The 22,733-nt window shown below is 63.7% G+C and carries 14 protein-coding genes and 1 tRNA gene; 6 read left to right on the top strand and 9 right to left on the bottom strand.

Annotation, left to right across the window (positions count from 1 at the left end):
- Positions 1-31: 31 nt before the first annotated feature.
- On the bottom strand, positions 32-547 hold the full coding sequence (locus ACSYDV_RS14325) for a winged helix-turn-helix transcriptional regulator (RefSeq protein ID WP_438324493.1): 516 nt from the start codon (positions 545-547) through the stop codon (positions 32-34).
- 126 nt (positions 548-673) lie between these two features.
- Here ACSYDV_RS14325 and ACSYDV_RS14320 point away from each other — a divergent pair, with 126 nt between their 5' ends.
- Positions 674-994 (top strand): CC_3452 family protein, encoded by a 321-nt coding sequence (locus ACSYDV_RS14320; RefSeq protein ID WP_438324492.1) that lies wholly within the window; start codon positions 674-676, stop codon positions 992-994.
- Positions 995-1,163: 169 nt separating this feature from the next.
- Entirely contained in the window at positions 1,164-3,257 is a 2,094-nt protein-coding gene (locus tag ACSYDV_RS14315) for a RelA/SpoT family protein (RefSeq protein WP_438324804.1), read from the top strand.
- Positions 3,258-3,360: 103 nt separating this feature from the next.
- On the opposite strand, the gene ACSYDV_RS14310 is transcribed toward ACSYDV_RS14315, so the two are convergent.
- The 5 genes from ACSYDV_RS14310 to gdhA all read right to left on the bottom strand — a co-directional run bounded on the left by ACSYDV_RS14310 (position 3,361) and on the right by gdhA (position 14,619).
- On the bottom strand, positions 3,361-7,668 hold the full coding sequence (locus ACSYDV_RS14310; protein ID WP_438324803.1) for a hypothetical protein: 4,308 nt from the start codon (positions 7,666-7,668) through the stop codon (positions 3,361-3,363).
- A 6-nt stretch (positions 7,669-7,674) separates the two neighbouring features.
- Complete coding sequence (locus ACSYDV_RS14305) at positions 7,675-9,585, bottom strand: hypothetical protein (RefSeq protein WP_438324491.1); 1,911 nt, start codon at positions 9,583-9,585, stop codon at positions 7,675-7,677.
- 3 nt (positions 9,586-9,588) lie between these two features.
- Entirely contained in the window at positions 9,589-11,568 is a 1,980-nt protein-coding gene (locus ACSYDV_RS14300) for a GlcG/HbpS family heme-binding protein (protein WP_438324490.1), read from the bottom strand.
- Positions 11,569-13,023, bottom strand: coding sequence for a multiheme c-type cytochrome (locus ACSYDV_RS14295; protein ID WP_438324489.1), 1,455 nt, complete (start codon positions 13,021-13,023; stop codon positions 11,569-11,571). It abuts the gene before it with no gap.
- 240 nt (positions 13,024-13,263) lie between these two features.
- On the bottom strand, positions 13,264-14,619 hold the full coding sequence (gdhA, locus tag ACSYDV_RS14290; protein WP_438324488.1) for an NADP-specific glutamate dehydrogenase: 1,356 nt from the start codon (positions 14,617-14,619) through the stop codon (positions 13,264-13,266).
- Positions 14,620-14,778: 159 nt separating this feature from the next.
- Between gdhA and ACSYDV_RS14285 the strand changes: the two genes are divergently transcribed.
- Positions 14,779-15,726 (top strand): tetratricopeptide repeat protein, encoded by a 948-nt coding sequence (locus tag ACSYDV_RS14285; RefSeq protein ID WP_438324487.1) that lies wholly within the window; start codon positions 14,779-14,781, stop codon positions 15,724-15,726.
- 205 nt (positions 15,727-15,931) lie between these two features.
- Here ACSYDV_RS14285 and putA read toward each other — a convergent pair whose 3' ends face one another.
- A complete protein-coding gene (gene putA / locus ACSYDV_RS14280; RefSeq protein WP_438324486.1) occupies positions 15,932-19,030 on the bottom strand; it encodes a bifunctional proline dehydrogenase/L-glutamate gamma-semialdehyde dehydrogenase PutA in 3,099 nt (1,032 codons plus the stop codon).
- 98 nt (positions 19,031-19,128) lie between these two features.
- Here putA and ACSYDV_RS14275 point away from each other — a divergent pair, with 98 nt between their 5' ends.
- Both ACSYDV_RS14275 and ACSYDV_RS14270 read left to right on the top strand, forming a co-directional pair.
- On the top strand, positions 19,129-19,599 hold the full coding sequence (locus ACSYDV_RS14275) for an Lrp/AsnC family transcriptional regulator (RefSeq protein WP_438324485.1): 471 nt from the start codon (positions 19,129-19,131) through the stop codon (positions 19,597-19,599).
- Positions 19,600-19,729: 130 nt separating this feature from the next.
- Positions 19,730-19,803, top strand: a tRNA-Gly gene (locus tag ACSYDV_RS14270).
- Here the strand turns inward: ACSYDV_RS14270 and ACSYDV_RS14265 are convergent.
- Positions 19,769-20,566 (bottom strand): transglutaminase-like domain-containing protein, encoded by a 798-nt coding sequence (locus ACSYDV_RS14265; RefSeq protein WP_438324484.1) that lies wholly within the window; start codon positions 20,564-20,566, stop codon positions 19,769-19,771. The genes ACSYDV_RS14270 and ACSYDV_RS14265 overlap by 35 nt on opposite strands.
- A gap of 117 nt (positions 20,567-20,683) precedes the next feature.
- Here ACSYDV_RS14265 and ACSYDV_RS14260 point away from each other — a divergent pair, with 117 nt between their 5' ends.
- Positions 20,684-21,931: an MFS transporter gene (locus ACSYDV_RS14260; RefSeq protein WP_438324483.1), complete on the top strand. Its 1,248-nt coding sequence runs from the start codon at positions 20,684-20,686 to the stop codon at positions 21,929-21,931.
- Here the strand turns inward: ACSYDV_RS14260 and ACSYDV_RS14255 are convergent.
- Positions 21,904-22,665 (bottom strand): competence/damage-inducible protein A, encoded by a 762-nt coding sequence (locus ACSYDV_RS14255; protein ID WP_438324482.1) that lies wholly within the window; start codon positions 22,663-22,665, stop codon positions 21,904-21,906. The genes ACSYDV_RS14260 and ACSYDV_RS14255 overlap by 28 nt on opposite strands.
- Positions 22,666-22,733 lie beyond the last annotated feature (68 nt).

The raw sequence follows: 22,733 nt of genomic DNA, 5'->3' as shown, positions 1-22,733 counted from the left end.
TCCGGGGGTCAGCGACAGAAGGGGCGGCCGGTCATTCGGCGGCGATCGATGCCGCTTCGGCACGCACGCGCGCCTGCCCGAGCGGCTGGAGTTCGGCGCGATGCTTCCACACCAGCTCCCCATAGCCCAACGCACGTCCGTCGTGCGCGGTAATCGTCACCGGACCGATCGGTTGTTCGTCATGAACGTCGACCAGCACGGGGGTCGACGGAACGCCGGCGCCCCATTTTTCGCCCCATTGGCGTAGAGCAATCATCGCGGGGAGCAGTTCGACGCCCTTTTGGGTCAGCTGATATTGCACCTTGCGCCGATCCTCGGCCATGACCTCTCGCGCCATGATGCCATGGTCGACGAGACGCGACAGGCGGTTCGACAGGATGTTGCGCGCGATATTGAGTTCCTGCTGGAACTCCTCGAAATGATGAACGCCGTTGAAGGCCGCGCGAAGGATCATGAACGACCATCGTTCGCCCATCGCCTCAAGGGCAAGCGGCAGGGCACAGTGCCCCGAATGTAGATCGCTCAGCGGTTCGCGTAATTTTCCCATTGGCCAAGCCCTAACGTAAAATCCCAATTCGCGCCAAAAAAATATAGAGCCTCCGTTGCTTTTCGCAACTCATGGAAGTAAATTTCATTTCGCAACCTTTTGGTTGCGCAAAAACAGGAAAATACCATGTTCAAACGCATTTTTTCTCCCCTTCCCTCCTTGGCTGGCGCGGCGCTGATCGGCGCGCTGGCGATTGCACCGGCGACGGCGGCAGGCGGCGCCTTTTACAGCGCGGAGCTCGCCAAGGCGGCGCCCGCGAGCCGCTTCGTCGCACGCGACGTCATATGGCTTTGCGAAGGCACCGCCTGTTCGGCGGCGCGCGGCACCAGCCGCCCAGCGATCATGTGCGCAGCGCTGGTCAAGAAAATGGGACCGGTGACCGGCTTCGTCGTGAACGGCAAGGCGTTGGCGGCCGACGAGCTGGCGCGCTGCAACGGCGAAGGCTGACACCCCTTGAAGGCGCCACGCTCTCAGCGGGCGCGGCGCCTTCATCATCGGCCGCGACAGCTCGCGACCGATGCTTTCAATCGACTTTATCAATATTGCGAAGCCTGCCGGGAACCGCGCAAGCAAATTTCGCATTGCAATTGCCCCCGCATGGGCGACATTGGCAGCGATGCTGCGTCAATATGAACTTGTCGAGCGCGTGCGCGCTTATGATCCCGACGTCGACGAGGCGTTGCTGAACCGCGCCTATGTTTTCACCGTCCAGAAACATGGCAGTCAGAAACGCGCCTCGGGCGACCCCTATTTCAGCCATCCGGTCGAAGTTGCAGGGATTTTGACCGATCTTCACCTGGACGCCGAAACGATCGTCACCGCGCTGCTCCACGATACGCTGGAAGACACGCTGACCACCCCCGAAGAGATTGAGCGGCTGTTCGGCGCCGACGTCGGCCGACTCGTTGACGGCGTGACCAAGCTCAGCAAGATCGAGGCGCAGACCGAAAATGAACGCGCCGCCGAAAATCTGCGCAAATTCCTGCTCGCCATGTCGGACGATATCCGCGTGCTGCTGGTCAAGCTCGCCGACCGGCTGCACAATATGCGCACCCTCCATTTCATCCAGAGCCCCGAAAAGCGCCGGCGCATCGCCAAGGAGACGATGGATATCTATGCCCCGCTCGCCGAGCGGATCGGCATGTATGAATATATGCGCGAGATGCAGCTGCTCGCCTTTCGCGAGCTGGAGCCCGAGGCCTATGCGACGATCACTGGCCGCCTCGCCAAGCTGACCGCCGGCGGCAAGGACAAGGTCGCGAACATCAGCCGTGAGTTCAAGGAATTGCTCGCGAAGAACGGCATCGAGGCCGAAGTGTCGGGGCGCGAAAAGCATCCTTATTCGATCTGGCGCAAGATGCAGGAGCGCCACGTCAGTTTCGAACAGGTCACCGACATCATCGCGTTCCGTATCGTCACCCCGACCGACGCCGACTGCTATGCCGCACTGGGACTGATCCATCGCAAGTGGAAAATGGTCCCCGGCCGCTTCAAGGATTATATCTCGACCCCCAAGCGCAACGGTTACAAGTCGCTCCACACGACGATCATGCACCAGCAGAATATGCGGATCGAAATCCAGATCCGCAGCATGGGAATGCACCAGCAATCCGAATTCGGCTTCGCCGCGCATTGGGCATATAAACAGGGTGGCGCCGAGCCCGACGGCCAGGCGGGGTGGATTCGCGACCTGCTCGAAATCCTCGAACAAACGCACGATCCCGAAGAATTCCTCGAGAACACGCGCATCGCGATGTACCAGGATCGCATCTTCGCCTTCACGCCGAAGGGCAGTTTGCACCAGCTTCCCAAGGGCGCGACGCCGATCGACTTTGCCTATGCCGTCCACACAGGACTGGGCGACCGTACCGTCGGCGCCAAGGTCAACGGGCGGCTGGTGCCGCTGCGCACCCAGCTCGTCAACGGCGACACGGTCGAGATATTGGTGTCGGACAAGCAGACCCCGCAGCCCGCATGGCTCGGCTTTGCGGTTACCGGCAAGGCGCGCGCCGCGATCCGGCGCCACGTCCGGTCGAAGGAAAAGGTCGAGCTCGCGGCGCTCGGGCGCAAGATGTATGACGAAATCATCGCGCGCCTGCCGAACAAGATTGGTGACAAGGCGCGCGCGGCGGCGCGCGAACGGCTCAAGCTCGATGACGATACCGCGCTCTATGTTGCGATCGGCCGCCGTCAGCTCAGCGACAATGCGCTACTCGAGGCGCTCGTCCCCGGCATTACCGCCGAGATGAAGACCAAGCCCGGCAAGCTCAGCCAGGGCGCCGCGGTGTCGATCGCCGGGCTGACACCGGGTGTTGCCTATCAGCTCGCCGACTGCTGCCACCCCGTGCCCGGCGACCGCATCGTCGGGCTGGCGCGCGAGGGCGAAGGCATTGTCGTGCATGTCATCGACTGCCCCAGCCTCGCCGACGGAATCGACGCCGACTGGATCGACCTCAGATGGCAGGAGGATAGCGAGGGCGGCAATGCGCGGCTGTGCATCGTCATCCTCAACGAACCCGGCACGCTCGCGGAGATGTCGGGAATCCTCGCCGCCAATATGGCGAATATCACCAATTTGCGCCTGTCGAACCGCGAGGGCGGTTTCCACACCTATGACGTCGTCGTCGAGGTGCGCGACGTCCACCATATGATGCGCATCCTGTCGGCGCTGCGCGCGTCGGACATGGTGGTGCAGGCCGAGCGGCTTTAGCCGGCTTCTGAATCCCGTCCGTATCGAGCGAAGTCGAGACACTCCGAAGGCATGCACCGCCGATGGGCATCCCGACTTCGCTCGATGCGAACGGGGTGAGGTGTCAGTCGGCGTATTTGAGCGGCGGACGCCACCCGGCCTGATCGACCTCGTCGCGAACCTTGTAGACCTGCCCGCGGCTGTTGAGGAACAGCTTCTCCATTTCCGGCCGGGTGAAGGGGCGTGAGCCCAGACGCCCGAACACCGCCATCTGCCCGCCGGTTTCATCGACCGCGCGATCGCGGTCGAGCCCCTTGGACAGCGCGAGCGCCGGTGACGGGGTTTTCGCCCACGCAATCAATTCGGGCGTGGGTTTCGGCGAGAAGCCATAGAGGCCCGGATTGTTCGGGCTGGTCAGCTGGATCACCTTGATGCCCGCGCGCCCGTCGGCGACATAGGCGAAGAGCGAGGCGTTGGTCGACGCGACGATCACATCTTCGGCATCATGCAGCGCGCCGCCAAAGGTCAGCCCCGGCCAGACGACCGGCGCGGCGGGTTTAGTGACATCGACAAGCACAAGCCCGTCGGCCTTTGCCGCGACGTACATATAGGTGCGCGCGAGATAGATTTTGCGCGCGTTGGCAAGCCGGACCGTCCCCTCAGGCACGGCAACCGGCTCGGCAAGTCTGGTGACGTCGAACAGCTTCACGCCTTCGGCATCGGTGACCCACAGATAGCGGAACTGCACCGCGCTCGCGCGGGCGTCGGTCAGCGGCAGCTGCGCCGTCACCCTGGGCTGGAGCGGCGCCGACAGGTCGACGACGACCAGCCCGGCATCGGTGGTGATATAGGCAAAATCGCCCGCCAGCGTCACATGCCGCGCGCCCGTCAGCACATTGTCCGGGTTCCACGTCAGCGCGCGGCTGAACTTGTTGTTGCGGAATTCGGCGTCGGCGAGCGTGTCGACATCGACGAGGATCAGCCCCTCGACGCTGTCGGTGATGACGGCATAGCGATAGAGCGGGTGGAAGGCCTGCTCGTGGTTCTCGGGGAAGTTCTTGCGGATGCTGTCGTTGCGCGCGACGCTGATCGGCTGGGTCGTGGAAATTGCCATGCAGGTCGCATTCTTCGTCTTCACATGCGTGCTGTGCCCGAGCGGCGAGAAAGGTGCGCGGATGATGCGTTCGGAGAAGCCCTTGTTGCCGATCGACGCGACGTCATAGACGCGGAAACCACCCTTGCCCTCGGCAACGAACATATATTCGCCGCGCTGTTGCAGGCAGTTCACCCGGCCGCTGGTGCCCTGAACGATATTGGCAAATTCCTCGAGCGCATGGGTTTCGCCCGAACCCTTTTTGTCGAAGGTCTTGCCACGCACCCAATTCTTCAGCTCGCGGCCGTTCTGATTGACGTGCAGGTCGTAATAATCGGGATAAGCATATTTCTGCAAATAGCTGCCGATCACCGCCTGCGGCTCGTCCCATTCGGTAACACGGGTAGCCTGAAAGCCGCCTTCCATCCCCGACCAGACGTTCAATCCGGTGAAATTGACGAAATTCGTGCCGAGCAGAAGCAGCTGCGACATGATCGCATTATTATCGTCGGCCGCCGACAAATGGCAGTCGCTGCACTGTTTGGTTTCCTGTTTCCGCACCGTGTGCGGGAAGTGCGGCGCGAAGGCCTGGCTCGAGAAGCCCGCCGACGAGATCGGCGGTTGCTGAATATAGATGCGTTCGCGGTTGATGTTGGTCGATGACAAGATCAGCGCCGAGGTCGACCGGACCGGGGTGATGATGCCGCGCACCTCGCCGTCGGGACCGGGTTCGCCGGGCTTGGTCAGCTGGTGCCGGCCGAGCTGGAACATCTCGTCGCGCGCCACCTGCGGGTTGTACGTCGCGAAGTTACGCGTCTCCTCACCCTCGAAATGGTGCATCTTGGTCTTCCAGTTCGCCTCGATCGGCAAATGGCACCCGCCGCAACTCGTCGTCCACGACAGATGGCAGGTGAAGCAGGTCATCTTGTCTTCGCCGTGCGCGCGATCCTCCTTCGCAACGCCGGGTCCCCATGCGAACTGGCCGTCATCGGAACCCGAACGCGCCATCAGCTTGGCACGCGCCGCCTTGGCGTTGAAATGCGGCCCCGGGGTCACAGCCTGTTTGACAAGGCTGACCTGCCATTCGAGCTTCGGATCGACAATCGAGCGCTGGATCAGGCCGATCACCTCGGCATTGTCGTTATATTGGAATTCGAAGCGACGGCGCCCGTCGGGGTTGCGGAGCAGCGCAAGGTTGGTGCCCTGCGGCCGCGCCGCGACGTTCGAAGTCAGCAAATTGGGCAGCGCGTCGGCGGTGCCGTGGCAATCCTTGCAGCTGATCTCGACCGCATTGGCAACCTCGCCCTGGATATAGCCATTGCCATGGCTATCCTGCGCGAAGTGGCAGTCGGCGCATTGCATCCCCTTTTCGGCATGAATGTCCATCATATGGACGGTCTTGCCGGGGTTGATGCCGGGCGGAACGAACTTGCCTTCGACCCCCGGCTTGCCGGGATCGGCGCTCATCAGACAGAGATCGCGCTCCTTGGGATCGGTGTAGTGGCTGCAGCTCTTGCGCCACTTCTCGGGATCTTTCGGGTCGATGATATGGGCGGTGTCGGTGCCATAGGTGGACATGTTGCCGTCCGCATCGAGCAGATTGCCGTTGCGGTCGCGCTTGAAGATGCCGCGGAAGTTCCAGCCATGACCGTGATAGTCGGCGAACTGGGTGTCCTTGTTGCTGTCGTTGACGTCGTAGACGTCACGCAGAAACTCGACATCGGCCCATAGCCCGCGCGGCGCCGCGGCCTCGGGATTGCGTTCGAGGACCTTGTGGACCTCGGCGGCGGTTGGATAGCGCTGCTGCTTATATTTCTTCTGATATTCCTCGTCGCTCATCCCCGGCGGGCGCGGCGCGGTGTTGTCCGGCCCCGGCCACATTTGCGGCGCGTCCGATTCATAATCCCACATCGTGTAGCCAAGGTAGGAGTTCAGGAAGATATTCGGCTGGTGCATGTGGCAGGTCATGCACTGCGCGGTCGGAATCGCGCGGGTGAAGGTGTGGCTGATCGGATGCCCCGCCTCGCGGCGCGGCTGCTTGGGCTGCTGCTGCGGTCCTGCAGCGGCTGCGGCCGGGTCGATCAACGATCCATGGCCGCCACCGCTGCCATGGCCGTCTTCCGGAGCTTTGTGCGACGCGTCGGCATGCTCGCCGCCATGGCTATCGCCGGCGGGCTTCCATTTCTTTTCGGCGATCGTCGGGTCGACCGTCGCAGTTTCGCCGTCACGGCCGAACCTGGAATAGGTCAGGCTGTGGCGCGGTTCGCGGTCATTGGCATAGATCACATGGCACCCCGCGCAGCCCGAATGGCGGAAATCGCCCGGCTGGTCGTTGGTGCCCATGAACCACATCAGCGGATCGTTGAGGCGCGTCTTGTGGATGTTGAGCACCGGGATCGCGACGCGCAGCCCGGTGCCGGGGCCACGGTTCGATTGTTTGAGGTCGGGGCGTCCGGGTTCCTCGAGCCGCTGGATGCTGCCCGTCGGGTTCGGCAGGCCGATTTCGGGGAACTGGGTGTTGATGTTGCGCCCGCCGCGCTCGAAGACGCGGAAGACGTCGCCCGGCGGCATCACGCTCCAGCGCGGGAGCGGGTACATGCGCGCCAGCGCCCCGCGCTTCTTTTCCTCGTCGGTCAATATCTTGTCCGACGGGAAGCTCGGCTTGCACGCTTCCTTATATTCCTCGGCGCTCAACCGCGACGAGGGTGACAGGATGCACGCCGCGTCGCCGGTGCGCGTATAAGCCTCACCAAACACGTAATTTTTATAGGGCACAATGCCATTGTTATAGGCCGCGCCGCCCCACAGCATCGCCGAGGTCGACATCAAGGACCGCTCGGTCGCCTCGATGACCTCCATATGGCACGCCCCGCACGCCTCGCGCGCGACACGATAATCGCTGGGGTTGATGAAGCGGATGAACTCCGGCGATTCCTTGTTGAGCAGCGTATAGCTGCGCTCGGGATTCGCCGAACTGTCGTGCCACGCGCCGGGCAAGGTCGGCTGCGGATGCGCGAGCTTCATCACCGCCTTGTTGGTCGGGTGCTGATAACCAAGACTGGGGGTTCCGCGCTGCGCCGCATCGCCGCCGTGGCAATCGGTGCAGCCGAGGCGCACCGCTGGCGTCGCGTGCATCGACGGCTGATCGGTGCGTGTGTGGCAGCTGTAGCAGCCCTCCGATTTCGCCGAAACGTCGGCCTCGGTCTGCTCGCGTGGGGCCGGGGGCGTGAAGCGATATTCGATCTTGAGCGGCTTTTCTTCCTCGGCCGCGCGGCCGACGCTGACGCCAAAAGCGGCGCACAGCGTCATGAAGGCGAGCAGGGCGAAGAGTTTGCGCATCATATCCTAGAAACTCAAAATCATATTGGCGAGGATCGAGACATAGGCGTCCTCGCGGTTCTTGTTCTCGAACAGATCCTGAAACCCGTCGCCCGGCAACAGCACCGCAGCGCTGAGCCGGCCGACGATATTCTGCGTCGCCTTGGGCCGCCAGATTGCCGCCGCCGAGAGGTCGAAGCCGATATCCTTGGGGATCGACCCTTCCATGCGCAGCGCCTGCAAGGTCGCGGTATTTTCGAACCAGAGATGGTTGAAATTGGTGCTGATGCGAAACTGCGGCGACAGGTCGAAATCGGCGCCGGCGCCGAGGAAAATGGTGCCGGGGTTGTTAAAATTCGACTGCCCCTCTTCCTTCGACGAGCGCAGCGAGTTCAATATGCCGTTGCGGCCACTGATCGAAATAACGCGGCCGCCGCCCGCAAAGGGGATGGTCTGGCGGATCCAGTAGCTGGTGTCGGCGCCGCCGAAGATCGGGTTTTCGAAGATCGCATCAAAACCGCCTTCGGTCTTGTTATACGGATCGCTGTCGCCGGTCGCGTAGAGCCCCGACAGACGGAAGCGCATCCAGTCATAGTCATAGCTGAGTTCGACCGCGCCGAAGCCGGCACGAATTTCGGCGGGCTTGCTGGTGAAGAAGCTGTTCCGGTCTTCGCCCAGTGCGGCATAGAAGCTGGCGGTGAGGTTGATCCGCCCGATCCGCCCGTCGGCGCTATAACCCAAATAGACGACATCATATTCACGCCCGCGCAGATCGCCGATCAGCGCCGGACGCACCGGGAAGCCATTATGGTCGATCTGAATGTCGTTCTTTTCGCGGTTCATATTATAGGTCGCGCTGACCTGGCTGGTCAGCCCCACGAACGGGAAATCCTGGCGATAAAGATTGGCCGTCAGGACGAAATCGTCGCGCGGCGTCTGGGTAATATCGTTGAGCCCGCTGTTGGTGTCCTTTTCCAGCCGCCAGAAGGCCGCGAGATTATATTGGAAGCGGTTGTTGTCGCGATTGCCGAACAGGCGGATGCCAAGCTGGCTGTCATTGAACAGAAAGCCGCGAAAATCGCTCTGGAACGGCTGGATGCCGAGGCGGATCGAATAAAAGTCGTAGCGATCCGAGGTGTTGCCCAGATGCTTGTCGACGAACAGTTCCTGCACGCCAAGGAAACTATCGTAACGATGGCTCGGCTCCGACGGGCGCACGTCGAGAACGCGCCGTTCGGGCACGTCGACATAATTGGCCTGATACGCAAGCGTCAGCCGATATTCGACATCGGGCGGTTTAAATGCGGTCGATCCCTTGATCAGCGCAACGCCGCCAATGAAGGTCTGTGCAAAGACAAAGCTGCGATTTTTGCCAAATACGTCGAGGCTGCCCGGACGTTCGGTGGTCTGGACGCCGACGGGAATCGGGAAGGTGCGTGGTTCGAACACAGTGTCGGACACCGCATTCGCGATGAAGAACCAGTCGCCACCCTTGATCGGCAGCCATTTGACCTTGTCGGGGTCGATCGGGCGGTCGCCCTTCAGCGTATTCTGATGATAGGGATCGAACCAGCGTTCCTTGACGACCCCCAGCGTCTCGATCAGCCGCCAGCGGTCGGGAATCGGAAGCTGGTCCTGTATCCCCGGAAAGGCTTGCGGCGGCGGCGGGCGAAGCGCGCCGACATTGTCCTGCGTCAGCTGATCGGGTAGATCGGGCGTATATCCGGGACGGCGGCGGCCTTCGATGATGTCGGTGATCAGGCCGTCGTCGACCATTTCCTTCCAGTCGACCGGAGGGGGTGGCGGGGTCAGTTCTTCGGGAGGCAGTTCGGCCGGGGCCGTGGCGGGCGGCTCGGTCGACGGCGCGACAACGTCCGCGGGCGCGCCCTGCGCCGCGAGGCTCGCGATGATCGGCCAAAGACTGCCCCCCGCCATCATCGCCTACAGCCCCTCACAGACATTTTGCTGTTGCGTATCGAGGAACGGCGCGAAGGGGCAGCTGATATAGCGCAGCCGCACTTTCTTGTTATCGGCAAGCGTCACGACGACATTGTCGGAGCGCATCGCCAATGGCGCATTGCCAATCCCGCCGACACGCGCGCCAGCATTATGGGCGCCGAGAAAGCTGATCATGTCATCCTGATCGATGCCGTCGCCCGACACCCCGATCGCGCCGACGAGCGTGCTGCCGCGATAGATGGGGACGGACCCCGGGAAGATCTGGATACCGTTCTGCAGCCGGTTCTGTCCCGGTGCGACGTCGGGAAGCGTGGTGCAGCGTTGCGGCGTATCGATCGCGCTCGCGCCCGAAACAAACCCCAGATGCGCGCCGACATTGCCGATGATCAGCGCCGATTGCAGCCCGGTCGAAAAGGGGTTGAATTGCGCGATCGGGCGCGACAGCGGACCGTGCGGACGCCCGACCTCTCCGTCGGGGAAATAGGGGCGCGACAGATTGCCGTTCGCGCGGTCGGGGAAGGCTATCGTGCCGGTGAGCGCCGCCGGATTGGCGAGGAAGCTGCGCGTCGCGGTAACGAACTGGCGGATGTCGGCGCTGGCGTTGGCGCCCAGCTCCGCTCCCGCCTGCGCGTTCGAGAAGAAGGCCGCGGTGCGCGCCTTTTGCAGACTGACATCGGTGCCGAAAATCGGTGCGTCGGGCGAACGCACGATGCCGAGCGCGACGCCATGCGTGTCGACGATGCTGATCGTCACCTGCGCGCGGCTGTCGAGTGGACGGCGGATTTGCGCGCGCGCGCGGCTCATCACCGTAAAGGCTTCCTCAAGCACTGCGCGGGCTTCGGCCTGCGTCAACGGCGCGCTGACGCTCGCGCCGTCGGTCCCGGCGCGGATCGGGTAGCGGTTCGTGCCGCTGCCGTCGGTCAGGACAAAGGCGTCGCGGTTCGAGAATTCGAAGGGTGTCGAGGCACGGATTCCCGAGGCTTCGGTGCCATAGGTCGCTCCGGCGGTGATCACGGCATTGGCGTAGCCGATGACCGCGACGAGATTGCCCGCTACCCCGTTGAGGCTGGCGAAGCTCGCCCCGCCGTTCGTTATCACCTTGTCAAAAGTCGCATCAGAAAAGCGCAAGGTGGTGCCATCGACCGCGATCCGGTCGGCAACGATCGTCGATGGCGCAGCGAACCCGCGCGTTCCAGCAAGCGCGATGAATTCTTCGGAGTCGTTGTCGGTGTCGAGGATATTGGGATCGCTGCCGTAGACGCCGTCGCCCATCACCCCGATGCCGCCGACGAGCACGCCATTTTTATAAAGCGGCAACCCGCCCGGATCGGCCGCGAGGCCGAGCGGCGAGCGTTTGGGGCCGATGAGCGCCGCGCCGCCGCCCGCGCCGAAACGGCTGGCGAGATCGCTGCACGGTAGCTGGCTGAACTGCACCCCGAACAGCGGTCCGCTTTCGAGCCCGGCGGTCGTCGGGGCGGGCGGGAAATGCTCCTGCACGATCATGCTCGCAGTACGGGTCGAGAAGGCGTTGCCGCCGCTTGAAAGATACGCCCCCGTCACCGCCTTCGCGATTGCGCCGCCCTCGGCAGGGAAGGTCACATTTTGCGCGTCGATGCTGACGCCGTTGGGCGCGGGCGCGGTCGTCGCGGTTGGGCGCGCGCCGGTCATGCGGAAGACGCCGAGTACATTGCCGACGCGGTCGGTCACCGCAATCACCGACGGCAAATTGCGCGCCTGCGCTTCGGCAATCGCTTGCGCGAGCACGCGCTCGACATCGCTACTGCTCAGCGCTTCGGCGGCGGGCGGGGTATAGAGCCCGCCGGTCGGCGTCGGGGTGGGAGTCGGTGTGGGAGTCGGCGTCGGGGTGCTTCCGCCGCCACCGCCGCCGCACGACGACAGCAACAGTGCGCCTATCGCTGGAAAGGCCACCGAACGGAAAAGGCGGGTCTTGTTTCGCATCATCTATCGCAGCGCCCGGATCGCACGCACCGCGCTGCCGAGCGAGGCCTGGAAATCGGCGGGCTTATACGCGTTGGGGTCCTTGACCGCAGCATAGGCGCGGTCGATGTCGCTGCGGATGCCCGCGGCCGCGCCAATCGTGATGCGGCCCGATGACACCATCGCGTTGAGCAAGGTATCGACCCCCATCACCGCCTGCTGCGAACCCGAATAGTCGGTGAAGCGGTCGCTGATCGCCTTTGCCGCGATCGCATCGACCATCGCAAAAGTATCGGTGCCCGAAAAGCCGCGCGAGGCGAAGCTGCTCTTGAGCGCCGCGACCGTCTGTGACAGCTGCGACGCAGCATTGACCGCGCTCGCCCGGTCGGTCGCCATCGCCTTGTGGAAAGCCACAGTGCGCGCCGCAAGCTGGTCGGCGAGCGCAGGCGAGGCGAGACGCGCTGCGGCGGCGAGCATGATCAGATTTTCATCATTATAGGGCGGCATGCCTTCCGGAATGGACCGGCCCGGATTGTCCATGCTCGTCTTCACCGGCTTGGCCTGATCGAAGATACGGCGATGGCAGCTGTGGCAATCGAGGAAGTAGAATTCGGGGAACATCCCCTCGGTCCCGCGCTTCGACTGGAAGAGGGCCAGGCTGCGCTCGATCGCCGTCGCCTGACCGACCGCCCACATCTGGACATGATCGGTGCGCCCGGTCGGCGAACCGAACTTGCGCCAGCCATAGTCGGCGTCTTCCTGATGATGCGCCTGAAGCGACGAGAAAAGATCGAGTTCGAAGGCGATGCGCGGATGTCCCGCCGCCATGATGCGGTGGGTCACAAACTGGCCGTCGGCGGCCGAACCGAAGTGGCAATCGACGCACACGCCGGCGCGGACCACGGGATCTTCGAGCTTTTTGAGTCCCGCAGACAGGTTCGCGAGATGCTTTTGCCGCATTTCGGCGTCGGGGTTGGCGTTGGTGCCGACCCCGGCATAATGGCTGGCGATCCAGCCGCCCGCCGGGCCGTGGCACGATTCGCAGCCGACGCCATCCTCGAGCGGAACGGTGCCGCGGCTCGCGCCCTTGGCCGCGACCGCCCCGGCGGTGCTGTGGCAGCCAAGGCACATCGGCGCAGTCGCAGGATCGCCGATGCCCAGGTTGCGCGCGATAAACTGACTACGGCTGTTGCCAAGCACCGCCCAGGCGCGGCTGTGTGCGCCGCCGGGGGTTGAGGGCTCCTGCCATTTCATCAGCTCGTCCTGACGGACGACGGTGCCGTCGCCTTCCATCCGGCCGTGACAGGTCGACCCGGCGCAGGACGCGACCCCGGTGTAGCGCGCGCCGCCCTCGCCCTGCGAGCGGGCGGGCGGGGCAGCGATGACGGCGGCGATGGCAAGCGCGAACAGCATCAGGGCCAGCGCGGCAAATGCCGCCCATGGCCGGTCGCCGCGCCCCTTTCCAGCGTGCGTTGTCATCCGCAATACCCCTTTTACCCCGCCCGGACGCTTTTGCGCCTCAAGCCTCTACCCCTGAACGGCATGTTCGCGCCGTCGATCCAGCAAAATCGAAACCATTTCAATGCCCTTTCGGGATTTGACCGATTTTGTCCATCGCCGCATCGACAGATAGTGGAATATTTCCATATGCCTGTGCCGTAGCTCATAGCCTTGGCCCATTATCCCAAATCCGCGAACAATGATTTGCAAAGTGCCTTTCTAGACCACCCCGAACGCCAGCATCGCATCGGCTACCTTCTTGAAGCCGGCGATATTTGCGCCCTTCACATAGTCGATATAGCCGCCACCCTGATCGCCATAGGTCAGGCAACTGGTGTGAATGCCGTCCATGATGTCCTTGAGCATCTGTTGCAGCTCGCCTTCGCTCCACGCGCGCCGCCCGCTGTTCTGACTCATTTCGAGGCCCGACACCGCCACCCCGCCGGCATTGGCCGCCTTGCCCGGTGCGAACATGATCTTCGCATCCTTGAAGATATGCACACCCTCAAGGTTCGTGGGCATATTCGCGCCTTCGCTGACCGCGATGCAGCCGTTTTTGACCAGCGCCTTCGCATCCTCGCCGAGCAGTTCATTCTGCGTCGCGCACGGCAGTGCGACGTCGCAGGGCACGCCCCAGGGCGTCTTGCCCGCCGTGAAGCTCGCGCCCTTATACTCGGCGCAATAATCCTCGATCCGCCCGCGACGGTGGGTCTTGTGCGCCTTCACCCAGTCGATCTTTTCCTGCGTGATGCCGTCAGGATCGTGGATGAAGCCCCCCGAATCCGAGAAGGTGAGCACCTTGCCGCCGAGCTGGACGATCTTTTCGGCGGCATGCGTCGCGACATTGCCCGATCCCGAAATCACCGCGGTCTTGCCGACCAGATCCTGCCCCTTGGCTGCGAGCATGTTGGCGAGGAAATAGACGGCGCCATATCCGGTCGCCTCGGTGCGGATCAGCGATCCGCCCCATTCGAGCCCCTTACCGGTGAGCACCCCGGTAAATTCGTTGGTGATCCGCTTATACTGGCCGAACATGAAGCCGATTTCTCGGCCGCCGACCCCGATATCGCCCGCCGGCACGTCGATGTCGGCGCCGATGTGGCGATAAAGCTCGGTCATGAAGCTCTGGCAGAAGCGCATGATCTCGCGCACGCTCTTGCCCTTGGGGTTGAAGTTTGACCCGCCTTTGCCGCCGCCCATCGGCAGCCCGGTCAGCGCGTTCTTGAACGTCTGTTCGAACGCGAGGAATTTGAGCACGCTTTCGGTGACGCTCGGGTGGAAACGAATGCCGCCCTTATAGGGTCCGATCGCATTGTTGTTCTGGACCCGCCAGCCGCGCTGGACGCGAATATTGCCGTTGTCATCCTCCCAGCAGACGCGGAAGGATACGACCCGGTCGGGTTCGGCGATACGGCGCAAAATCTGTTGCGCGTGATATTCTTCCTTGTCGGCGATAAAATCGAAAATATCTTCCGATACTTCCTGTACCGCCTGAACGAACTCGGGCTGACCCGGGTTGCGCTTTTTGACGCCCTCCATGAACGTCGAAAAATCGACGTGATCCGAAACTGCCATGCACCCCTCCCCTGTTGTAAACGGGAAAGTCGGCGCGACCCCTGACGATTTTATCGTTGACCGACCTTGCGGAAGAAAGGCTACACCATCGCCGGACAAAGGCAAGACGGCGCATCGCGTCGCCGGGCTTTATTTAGGCAACCGATCAAAGGGGCAAAAATGAACGAGAGCAACGGCATGGCAGAGAGCAAGGCCGGGGGCATGACGGGCACCAACCGGGCGATATTGATCGCTGCCTTCATACTGCTGGCGGCCGCCATCGGCTATGCGATCTGGCGCGATTCCACCCCGTCCGCCGCAGATCCCGCCGCGCAGGCAGCAGCGCCTACCGATCAGCTCGCCGCATTAGAAGCGCGCACCCGCAGCGAACCGAACAGCGCCGAGGCGTGGACCGCGCTCGGCGCCGCGCGGTTCGACCTCGGCGATTTCAAGGGGGCAGCGACCGCCTATGAGAAAGGCGTCGCCATCGCTCCCGAATCGGCAGGACTGTGGTCGGCGCTGGGCGAAGCCCGCGTGATGGCGAGCGATCGCGACCCCATGCCGGCAAATGCACTCGAAGCATTTCAGAAGGCGATCGCACTCGACGCCAAGGACCCGCGCGCGCGTTATTTCATGGCGGTGAAGAAGGATATCGGCGGAGATCACAAGGGCGCGATCGACGACTGGTTCGCGCTGCTCGCCGACACGCCGCAGGGCGCACCCTGGGAGGCGGACCTGCGCCGGACGATCGAACAGGTCGGGCAGATCCACAAGATCGACGTCGCGCCGCAGCTCGCGACCACCCGGCCGCGCGCGCTGACCGCCGACGAAATGCCGGTCGCGGCGCGCGCCATCCCCGGCCCGAGCCGGTCGGAGATGGAGGCCGCATCACAGCTGCCCAAAGGCCAGCAGGATGCGATGATCGAGGGCATGGTGAGCGGGCTGGAAGCCAAGCTGAAGGCCGACCCAACCAACGTCGACCGCTGGATCATGCTCATGCGCAGCCGCATGACGCTGGGCGAAACAGCGAAGGCCGCGCAGGCGCTGAAGGACGGCATCGCCGCCAATCCCGGCGCGGCCGGGCGATTGAAGGCACAAGCCCAGCTGTTGGGGGTTCCGGGGGCTTAATCCGCGCTGGCGCCCAAGGGGAAAATGCCTATATTGATCCGGCTGCGGGGGGAACCAGAACATAGGGTCGCCGCGGCATTTCGCCGCGAGCGATTTCGGACGTATTTGCCCGGGACAGTCGTCCACTCTGTATCGGGCCTCGTGGTCTCATCCGTACCGCCGATGCACGGGCCATCGCGCCCGCACATCGACGTCGGAATGATATTTACCCTGCCATCAACGCGGCATTGCCGCCTGCAGCCGTAATATCGGTCGAGATCGTCTTTTCCTCGGCGAAGCGGTGCAAATAGTGCGGGCCGCCGGCCTTTGGCCCAGTCCCCGACAGCCCGCGCCCGCCGAAGGGCTGCGAGCCAACGATGGCGCCGATCTGGTTGCGGTTGACATAGACATTACCGACCTGGGCGCGCGCCGCGACATGTGCGGCAACGGCGTCGATGCGTGTGTGGACCCCCAGGGTCAGGCCGTAACCCGACGCGTTGATCGCATCGATCAGCTGGTCGAGTTCGCCGGCTTTCCATGTTGCGACGTGGAGCACAGGGCCAAAAATCTCGCGCTTCAGGTCGGTGACAGCATCGAGACGGATCAGCGCCGGCGGAACGAAATGACCTCCCTCCGGCAGGTTGTTCCGCCCGGCTTCGGCGATCACCCGGCCCGCAGCGCGCGCTTCGGCGACATAAGCGGCGATATTCGCCTGTGCCTCGTCGTCGATGATCGGCCCAACGTCGGTCGCCAGCAACGCCGGATCGCCGACATTGAGCTCGGCCATCGCGCCCGCGACCATTTCGATCATCCCGTCGGCAACATCCTCCTGCACACAAAGCAGGCGCAGCGCCGAGCAACGCTGTCCCGCCGACTGGAAAGCGCTGGCCACGGCATCGCGCGCGACCTGTTCGGGCAGCGCGGTCGAATCGACGATCATGGCGTTGGCGCCGCCGGTTTCGGCGATCAAGGTCGCGATCGGACCATCGCGCATCGCAAGGCCACGGTTGATCGCGCGCGCGACCTCGGTCGATCCGGTGAAGGCGACCCCGATGATATCGGCATGGCCGGTCAGCGCCGCGCCGACGGTCTCGCCGCGTCCGGGCAGATAATGGAGTATATCGCCGGGCACCCCGGCTTCGAGCAGAATCTCTACCGCCGCATGGGCGATCAACGGGGTCTGTTCAGCGGGCTTGGCAAGCACGGCATTGCCCGCCGCGAGCGCCGCCGACACCTGTCCGAGGAAGATCGCGAGCGGGAAATTCCACGGGCTGATGCACGCAAAAATGCCCTTGCCCTCGAGCATCAGCTCGTTGCGTTCGCCTGTTGGCCCCGGAAGCGCGACCGGATGAGTGAAGCCCGCGCGCGCCTGGCCCGCATAATAGCGCAGGAAATCGACGGCTTCGCGCACCTCGGCGATCGCATCGATCAGCGTCTTGCCTGCTTCGTCGATCGCAAGACCGAGGAACAGCGCGTCGCGTTCCTCGATCAGGTCGGCTGCACGTTCGAGCCGCTCGGCGCGGAACGCACCGCCGGCGAGGCTCCAGTCGCCCTGTGCCACGCGGGCGGCCGCGACCGCAGCAGCGACCGCAGCGGCATCGGCCTCGATCACACGGCCGACGACCGCACCGGTGGCGGGATTGCGTACCGCCTCGCCCGTGCCGCCGCGTGGTTCGCCGCCGACCAGCGGCGCCGCGACGATATCACCGCGCCGCGCCTTGGCGATCGCGGCGACCAGCGCCTCCGGCACGCCCGGCTCGCCGAGATCATAACCGCGCGAGTTGCGGCGTTCAGCCCCGTAGAGGCCGAGCCCGGTCGCGATTTTCGGCGCCGGAGCGTTTGCGATGCTGCGCGGGTCGACCGCCAGCTCCTCGGCCGTCACATCGGGGTCGGAGAATTGATGAACGAAACTGGAGTTCGCGCCATTTTCGAGCAGGCGACGGACAAGATAGGCGAGCAGGTCACGGTGCGTCCCCACCGGCGCATAAACACGCACGGGGCGCGGCGGCGGGAAGAGCGCGACGAGCGCGTCGTGCGCGCCCTCGCCCATGCCGTGCAACCGCTGAAGCTCATAGTCCGCGCCAGCAAACAGCTCCGCGACGAATGCCAGCGTCATCGCGTTATGGCTGGCGAAGGCAGGGAAGATGCAGTCCTGACATTCGCGCAGCAATTGCGCGCAACGGAGGTAATTGAGGTCGGTGTGCGCCTTTGCAGTGAAAACAGGAAAATCGTCCAGCCCCAGCACCTGCGCGCGCTTGATCTCGGTATCCCAATAGGCCCCCTTGACGAGGCGCATCGACACTTTGGCGCCCCGCGCTCGCGCGCGTGCCGCGAGCCAGTCGATCACCGCCGGTGCGCGCTTCTGATAGGCCTGGATCACGATCCCGAGTCCGGTCCAGCCGTCGGCGATCCCGGCGTCGAGCAACGCAGCGAACACGTCCATATGGGGTTCGAGCCGGTCGCTTTCCTCGGCGTCGATCATCAGCGGAATATTCACCGCGCGCGCGGCCTGCGCGAGTTCGATGACATGCGGGATCAGTTCATCGCGGACGCGCGCGGGCTGGAGATATTCGTAACGCGGGTGAAGCGCCGACAGCTTGATCGAAATCCCATGATTGGCGTGCGGATCGCCAGGCTTCGCATCGCGGCCGATACGCTGGATCGCGTCGGCATAGCTGTCATAATAGCGTGCGGCATCCTCGGCGGTGCGCGCGGCTTCGCCAAGCATGTCGAAGCTTGCGAGTTCGGACTTGTCCTTGTCGGCGCGCTTGACCGCAGCGTCGATCGTCTCGCCCATCACGAACTGCTGGCCGAGCATCTTCATCGCCGCGAGCGCCGCCTGACGAATCACCGGCTCGCCCGATCGGCGGATCATCGATTTGAGCAAGGTTAGCGGGTTCGCCTTGCTACCCATCGCGTCGAGCATCAGCGTCGCCGAGCCGAGCGACAGGCCGCGCGAGGACAGCGAAACGATGAGCGGGCTGTCGCCATCGTCGCCGTCGGCCCAGTGGCGCCCGGCGATCTTGTCGCGGATCAGTGCGTTGGCGGTCGCATTGTCAGGAACGCGCAGCAACGCCTCGGCGAGGCACATCAGCACGACGCCCTCTTCGGTCGAAAGACGATAGCGATTCATCAGCTGTGCAACGAGTGTCTCGCGCTCGCCCTCGGCCTTTGCCTTGCGGATCAGCGCGAGGCCCCGCCGCGTCACCGCATCGACGCTGGCGGGAGAGGTCGCAAGCGCGGCGCGCAGCTCGCCAACAAGCTCGGTTTCGGAACGACGGGCGAGAGCGCGCACCGCGGTGCGATCGGGGGAAGACATGGTCATACAGCCCCTTTAAAGCATCAAGTGAAGGCGATCTGACTTCATATTACTTTAGCAAACTATCTTTTGACCTATTTTACAGCATAATCTAGGCGAAACGGATGAAAAATGAAACATCAACAGTCGATATGGACGCGTTCGACCGCAAGATTATGTCCATCTTGCGCCAGGACGGGCGGATCACCTTCACCGAACTGGCGCAACAAGTGGGGCTGTCGAAAACCCCCTGCCAGCAGCGGGTGAAGCGTTTGCAGCAAAGCGGCGTAATCATCGGCTTTCGCGCGATTATCGACCCCGCCAAGGTTGGGCTCGATCATGTCGCCTTCACCGAAGTCAAACTGTCGGATACGCGCGAGGCAGCGCTGGAGCAGTTCAACGCCGCCGTGCGCGGCATTCCTGAAGTCGAGGAATGCCACCTGATCGCGAGCAGCTTCGACTATCTGCTCAAGGTCCGCACCCCCGATATTCGCCGTTACCGGATCATATTGGGAGAGAAAATCTCCAGCCTGCCCTTTGTCGCCAGCACATCGACCTTCGTTGCGATGGAAACAATCAGCGAAGCGGCGCGCTGAAGAGCCACGACGTGAACGCGCTCATCAGGGGATTGACCGCCGCCCTCGAAGACGGCAAAGCCCGTGCCGTCAGCCGATGCGGCAAAGCCATTTGCGCAATGACTTTGGAAAACAGCCGATCGGCGGGAATGCGGGTGTAGCTCAATGGCAGAGCAGAAGCTTCCCAAGCTTACGACGAGGGTTCGATTCCCTTCACCCGCTCCACCGTCACCCTCTGGTTCAGCATTTGAATGTCGCCATATGCAGTCAGGAAACTGATGTCGGCGGCGTCGCGGCCGACAGCAATCTTGGCCATTTCAGCCTCCTTTGCCATGCCAGTTGCGTCGACAAGATGCCATTCGCCGTCCAGAAACACTTCGGCGACGGCATGGAAATCCTGTGGCTCGACGTCAGGCGCATAGACGCTGACGACACGCGCCGGGATCGCCGAAGCCCGCGCGAGGCTGACCATCACATGCGCATAGTCGCGGCACACGCCGCGACGCTCGACGAAGCTGTCGAGCGCATTGGTCTCGGCGTCGCTCGATCCCGCAGCATAGGTAAAATGTTGCTCGATCCAGTCGCGCATCGCACCGATTTTTGCGCCACCTTCCGCCCCCCCAAACTCGTCGTGAACGAAGTGCATGAACTTGTTCGAAGCGCAGTAGCGCGATTCATTGAGATACTGGACGGCCTCGGCAGGGAGCCGGTGCAACGGCACCTTCGCCAGCGCCCGGTAATCGACCGCAACACGATCGATCTCCACCGTCGCCGTATAGCGGACGTTGAGTTCGCCGCCAGACCGCAACCAGATACGATCGCCGATCATGTCCTGCGCCGCGACGCGGGCGAAAAATTCGGTGGCGCCGACGTCGAGCGTCGCCGCGACGATCGCTTGCCCCGAGATCGCCGCCGCCTCGATATGGAGCATCAGATCGACGGGATCGCCGAGGCGATAATCGAGCACGGCGGTAATATTGAGCTTCATGACTGCCAACGCTCCAAAACGGAATCGGTGTCCACAGGGACGGAACGACCGAAATCCATAGCATGATTTTACCGGGTCGCTGTATGGCCCGCACGCACATCAAAAGGCGAAGCATCTGTGACCCCATCGCGTATCATCCCATTCATCGTCGCCACCATCTTCATGGACGCGGTTGGCTTTGGTATCATCATGCCCGTGTTGCCCCAGTTGGTGATGGAGGTTGGCGAGCTGGACCTGCCGCACGCGATCGAGGTCGGCGCGTGGATCGGGCTGGTGATGGCGGTCGCGACCTTCATCGCCTCACCGTTGCTCGGCAATTTGTCGGACCGTTTCGGACGGCGACGGGTGCTGCTGCTCGCGCTTGGCGGGCTGGCGGTCGATTATGCGCTGTTGACGGTGGTCGAGACTTTGCCCTGGCTGTTCATTGCGCGGGCACTGTCGGGGATTTTCGGGGGCAGCTACGCCGCGGCACAGGCCGCGATCGCCGACATCACCAAACCTGAGGAGCGCGCGCGCAACTTCGGCTTCGTCGGGGCGGCCTTCGGCGTCGGTTTCGTCGCCGGGCCGGCGATCGGCGGCTTGCTGGGTGAGATCGGCCCCCGCGCGCCCTTCGTCGCTGCGGCGGCGCTGGCGGCCGCCAACATGCTCTATGGCTTCTTCATCTTCCCCGAAACGCTGCCGCCCGAGCGCCGCCGCGCCTTCGACTGGCGCCGCGCCAATCCGCTCGGCGCGTTCCGCACGATGCGCAGCCTTCCCGGCATGGGCGGGGTGGCGAGCGTGCTGGTGCTGTGGCAGATCGCCAGCCTCGTCTATCCGATGACATGGAGCTTCTATGGCATCGCGCAGCTTGGCTGGACGCCGGGGATGATCGGAGCGAGTCTTGCCGCGGTCGGGGTGATGATCACACTCGGGCAGGTCTTCGTCGTCGGGCCGGCGGTCGCCCGCTTCGGCGAGCGCGACGCCGCGACGCTGGGCATCCTCGTCGCGGTCGCGGTCTATATTGGCTATGCCTTCGTCAACACAACCTGGGGCGCCTTTCTGCTGCTGATCCCGGTCGCGCTCCAGGCCCCCGTCCAGCCATCGCTGATGGCGCTGATGTCGCGCCGCGCAACGGCGGAGACGCAGGGCGAGGTGCAGGGCATTTCGGCGATGGCAATGGGGCTGGGGCAACTCGTCGCGCCATTGCTCCTCACCGGGACGATGGCATATTTCACCGCGGCGAACGCACCGGTTCATTTTCCGGGCGCCGCCTTCCTTGTCGCGGCGCTGTTCGGCTTGCTCGCAATACTGATGCTGCGCCGCCTGCCGCGCGTCACCGGCGCTGACGCGTCGGCCGATCAGATTCCGCCGTCGGTCACCGCATAGCCCGCGCCTTCGATCCCTGCGGTCAGTGCGGCGACGCACGCTGCGACGCGGGCGGCGTCAGTGGCGCGAATGACGAAGTTGGCGCCGGTGCGGCCTTCGCGGAAAAAGGGATAGCTGCCGATCGCCACGCCCTCATGCGTCCGTTCGGCGGCGCTCAATATGTCGGCAATCTCACTTTCAGGCGCCCAGGCGCCGATCGTGCGCGCGATCAGCGGGGCGCCGCCCTCGAGCGTCCCGGTCAGTGCGTCGAGCATTCCCGCGGTGATATGCGGCACCCCCGCCATCACGAACAGGCTGCCGATGCGGATACCCGGGGCGCCCGACATGCGGTTGGGAATCAGTTCGGCGCCATCGGGCGTCCGCGCCATGCGTAGCCGCGCTTCGGTCAGTTCGCCGCCGCGCGCAGTATAATAGCGTTCGAGGATCGCGCGTGCATCGGGATGAATGATGACATCGACCCCCAGTGCCTTGGCGATCGCATCGACGGTGATGTCGTCGTGCGTCGGGCCGATACCACCCGTGGTGAAGACATAGTCGTAGCGGGCGCGCAGCGCGTTTACCGCATCGACGATCTCATCCTCCACATCGGGAACGATCCGCACCTCACGGAGGCGAATCCCCTGCACGTCGAGCCAGGTCGCAATCTGGGCGACATTCTTGTCCTGCGTGCGGCCCGAGAGAATCTCGTCGCCGATCACCAACACGGCGGCTGTCCAGATGCGTTCGTCGCTCATCCCCTTGCCTTACGCCGACGCCGTGACAAAACAAGCACCTGCGGTGGCACGGCATCAATGTTCATGAT

This window comes from Sphingopyxis selenitireducens (assembly GCF_051550705.1).
Taxonomy (GTDB): Bacteria; Pseudomonadota; Alphaproteobacteria; order Sphingomonadales; family Sphingomonadaceae; genus Sphingopyxis.
This window is presented reverse-complemented; position numbering and strand designations above follow the sequence as displayed.

What these genes read in the sequence shown, in the direction of transcription:
- ACSYDV_RS14255 (WP_438324482.1), bottom strand. Translation starts at nt 22,665, where the DNA reads ATGAGCGACGAACGCATCTGGACAGCCGCCGTGTTGGTGATCGGCGAC.
- ACSYDV_RS14275 (WP_438324485.1), top strand. Translation starts at nt 19,129, where the DNA reads ATGAAAAATGAAACATCAACAGTCGATATGGACGCGTTCGACCGCAAG.
- ACSYDV_RS14310 (WP_438324803.1), bottom strand. Translation starts at nt 7,668, where the DNA reads ATGCGCAAACTCTTCGCCCTGCTCGCCTTCATGACGCTGTGCGCCGCT.
- ACSYDV_RS14285 (WP_438324487.1), top strand. Translation starts at nt 14,779, where the DNA reads ATGAACGAGAGCAACGGCATGGCAGAGAGCAAGGCCGGGGGCATGACG.
- gdhA (WP_438324488.1), bottom strand. Translation starts at nt 14,619, where the DNA reads ATGGCAGTTTCGGATCACGTCGATTTTTCGACGTTCATGGAGGGCGTC.
- ACSYDV_RS14300 (WP_438324490.1), bottom strand. Translation starts at nt 11,568, where the DNA reads ATGATGCGAAACAAGACCCGCCTTTTCCGTTCGGTGGCCTTTCCAGCG.
- ACSYDV_RS14325 (WP_438324493.1), bottom strand. Translation starts at nt 547, where the DNA reads ATGGGAAAATTACGCGAACCGCTGAGCGATCTACATTCGGGGCACTGT.
- ACSYDV_RS14295 (WP_438324489.1), bottom strand. Translation starts at nt 13,023, where the DNA reads ATGACAACGCACGCTGGAAAGGGGCGCGGCGACCGGCCATGGGCGGCA.
- putA (WP_438324486.1), bottom strand. Translation starts at nt 19,030, where the DNA reads ATGACCATGTCTTCCCCCGATCGCACCGCGGTGCGCGCTCTCGCCCGT.
- ACSYDV_RS14265 (WP_438324484.1), bottom strand. Translation starts at nt 20,566, where the DNA reads ATGAAGCTCAATATTACCGCCGTGCTCGATTATCGCCTCGGCGATCCC.
- ACSYDV_RS14320 (WP_438324492.1), top strand. Translation starts at nt 674, where the DNA reads ATGTTCAAACGCATTTTTTCTCCCCTTCCCTCCTTGGCTGGCGCGGCG.
- ACSYDV_RS14305 (WP_438324491.1), bottom strand. Translation starts at nt 9,585, where the DNA reads ATGATGGCGGGGGGCAGTCTTTGGCCGATCATCGCGAGCCTCGCGGCG.
- ACSYDV_RS14315 (WP_438324804.1), top strand. Translation starts at nt 1,164, where the DNA reads ATGCTGCGTCAATATGAACTTGTCGAGCGCGTGCGCGCTTATGATCCC.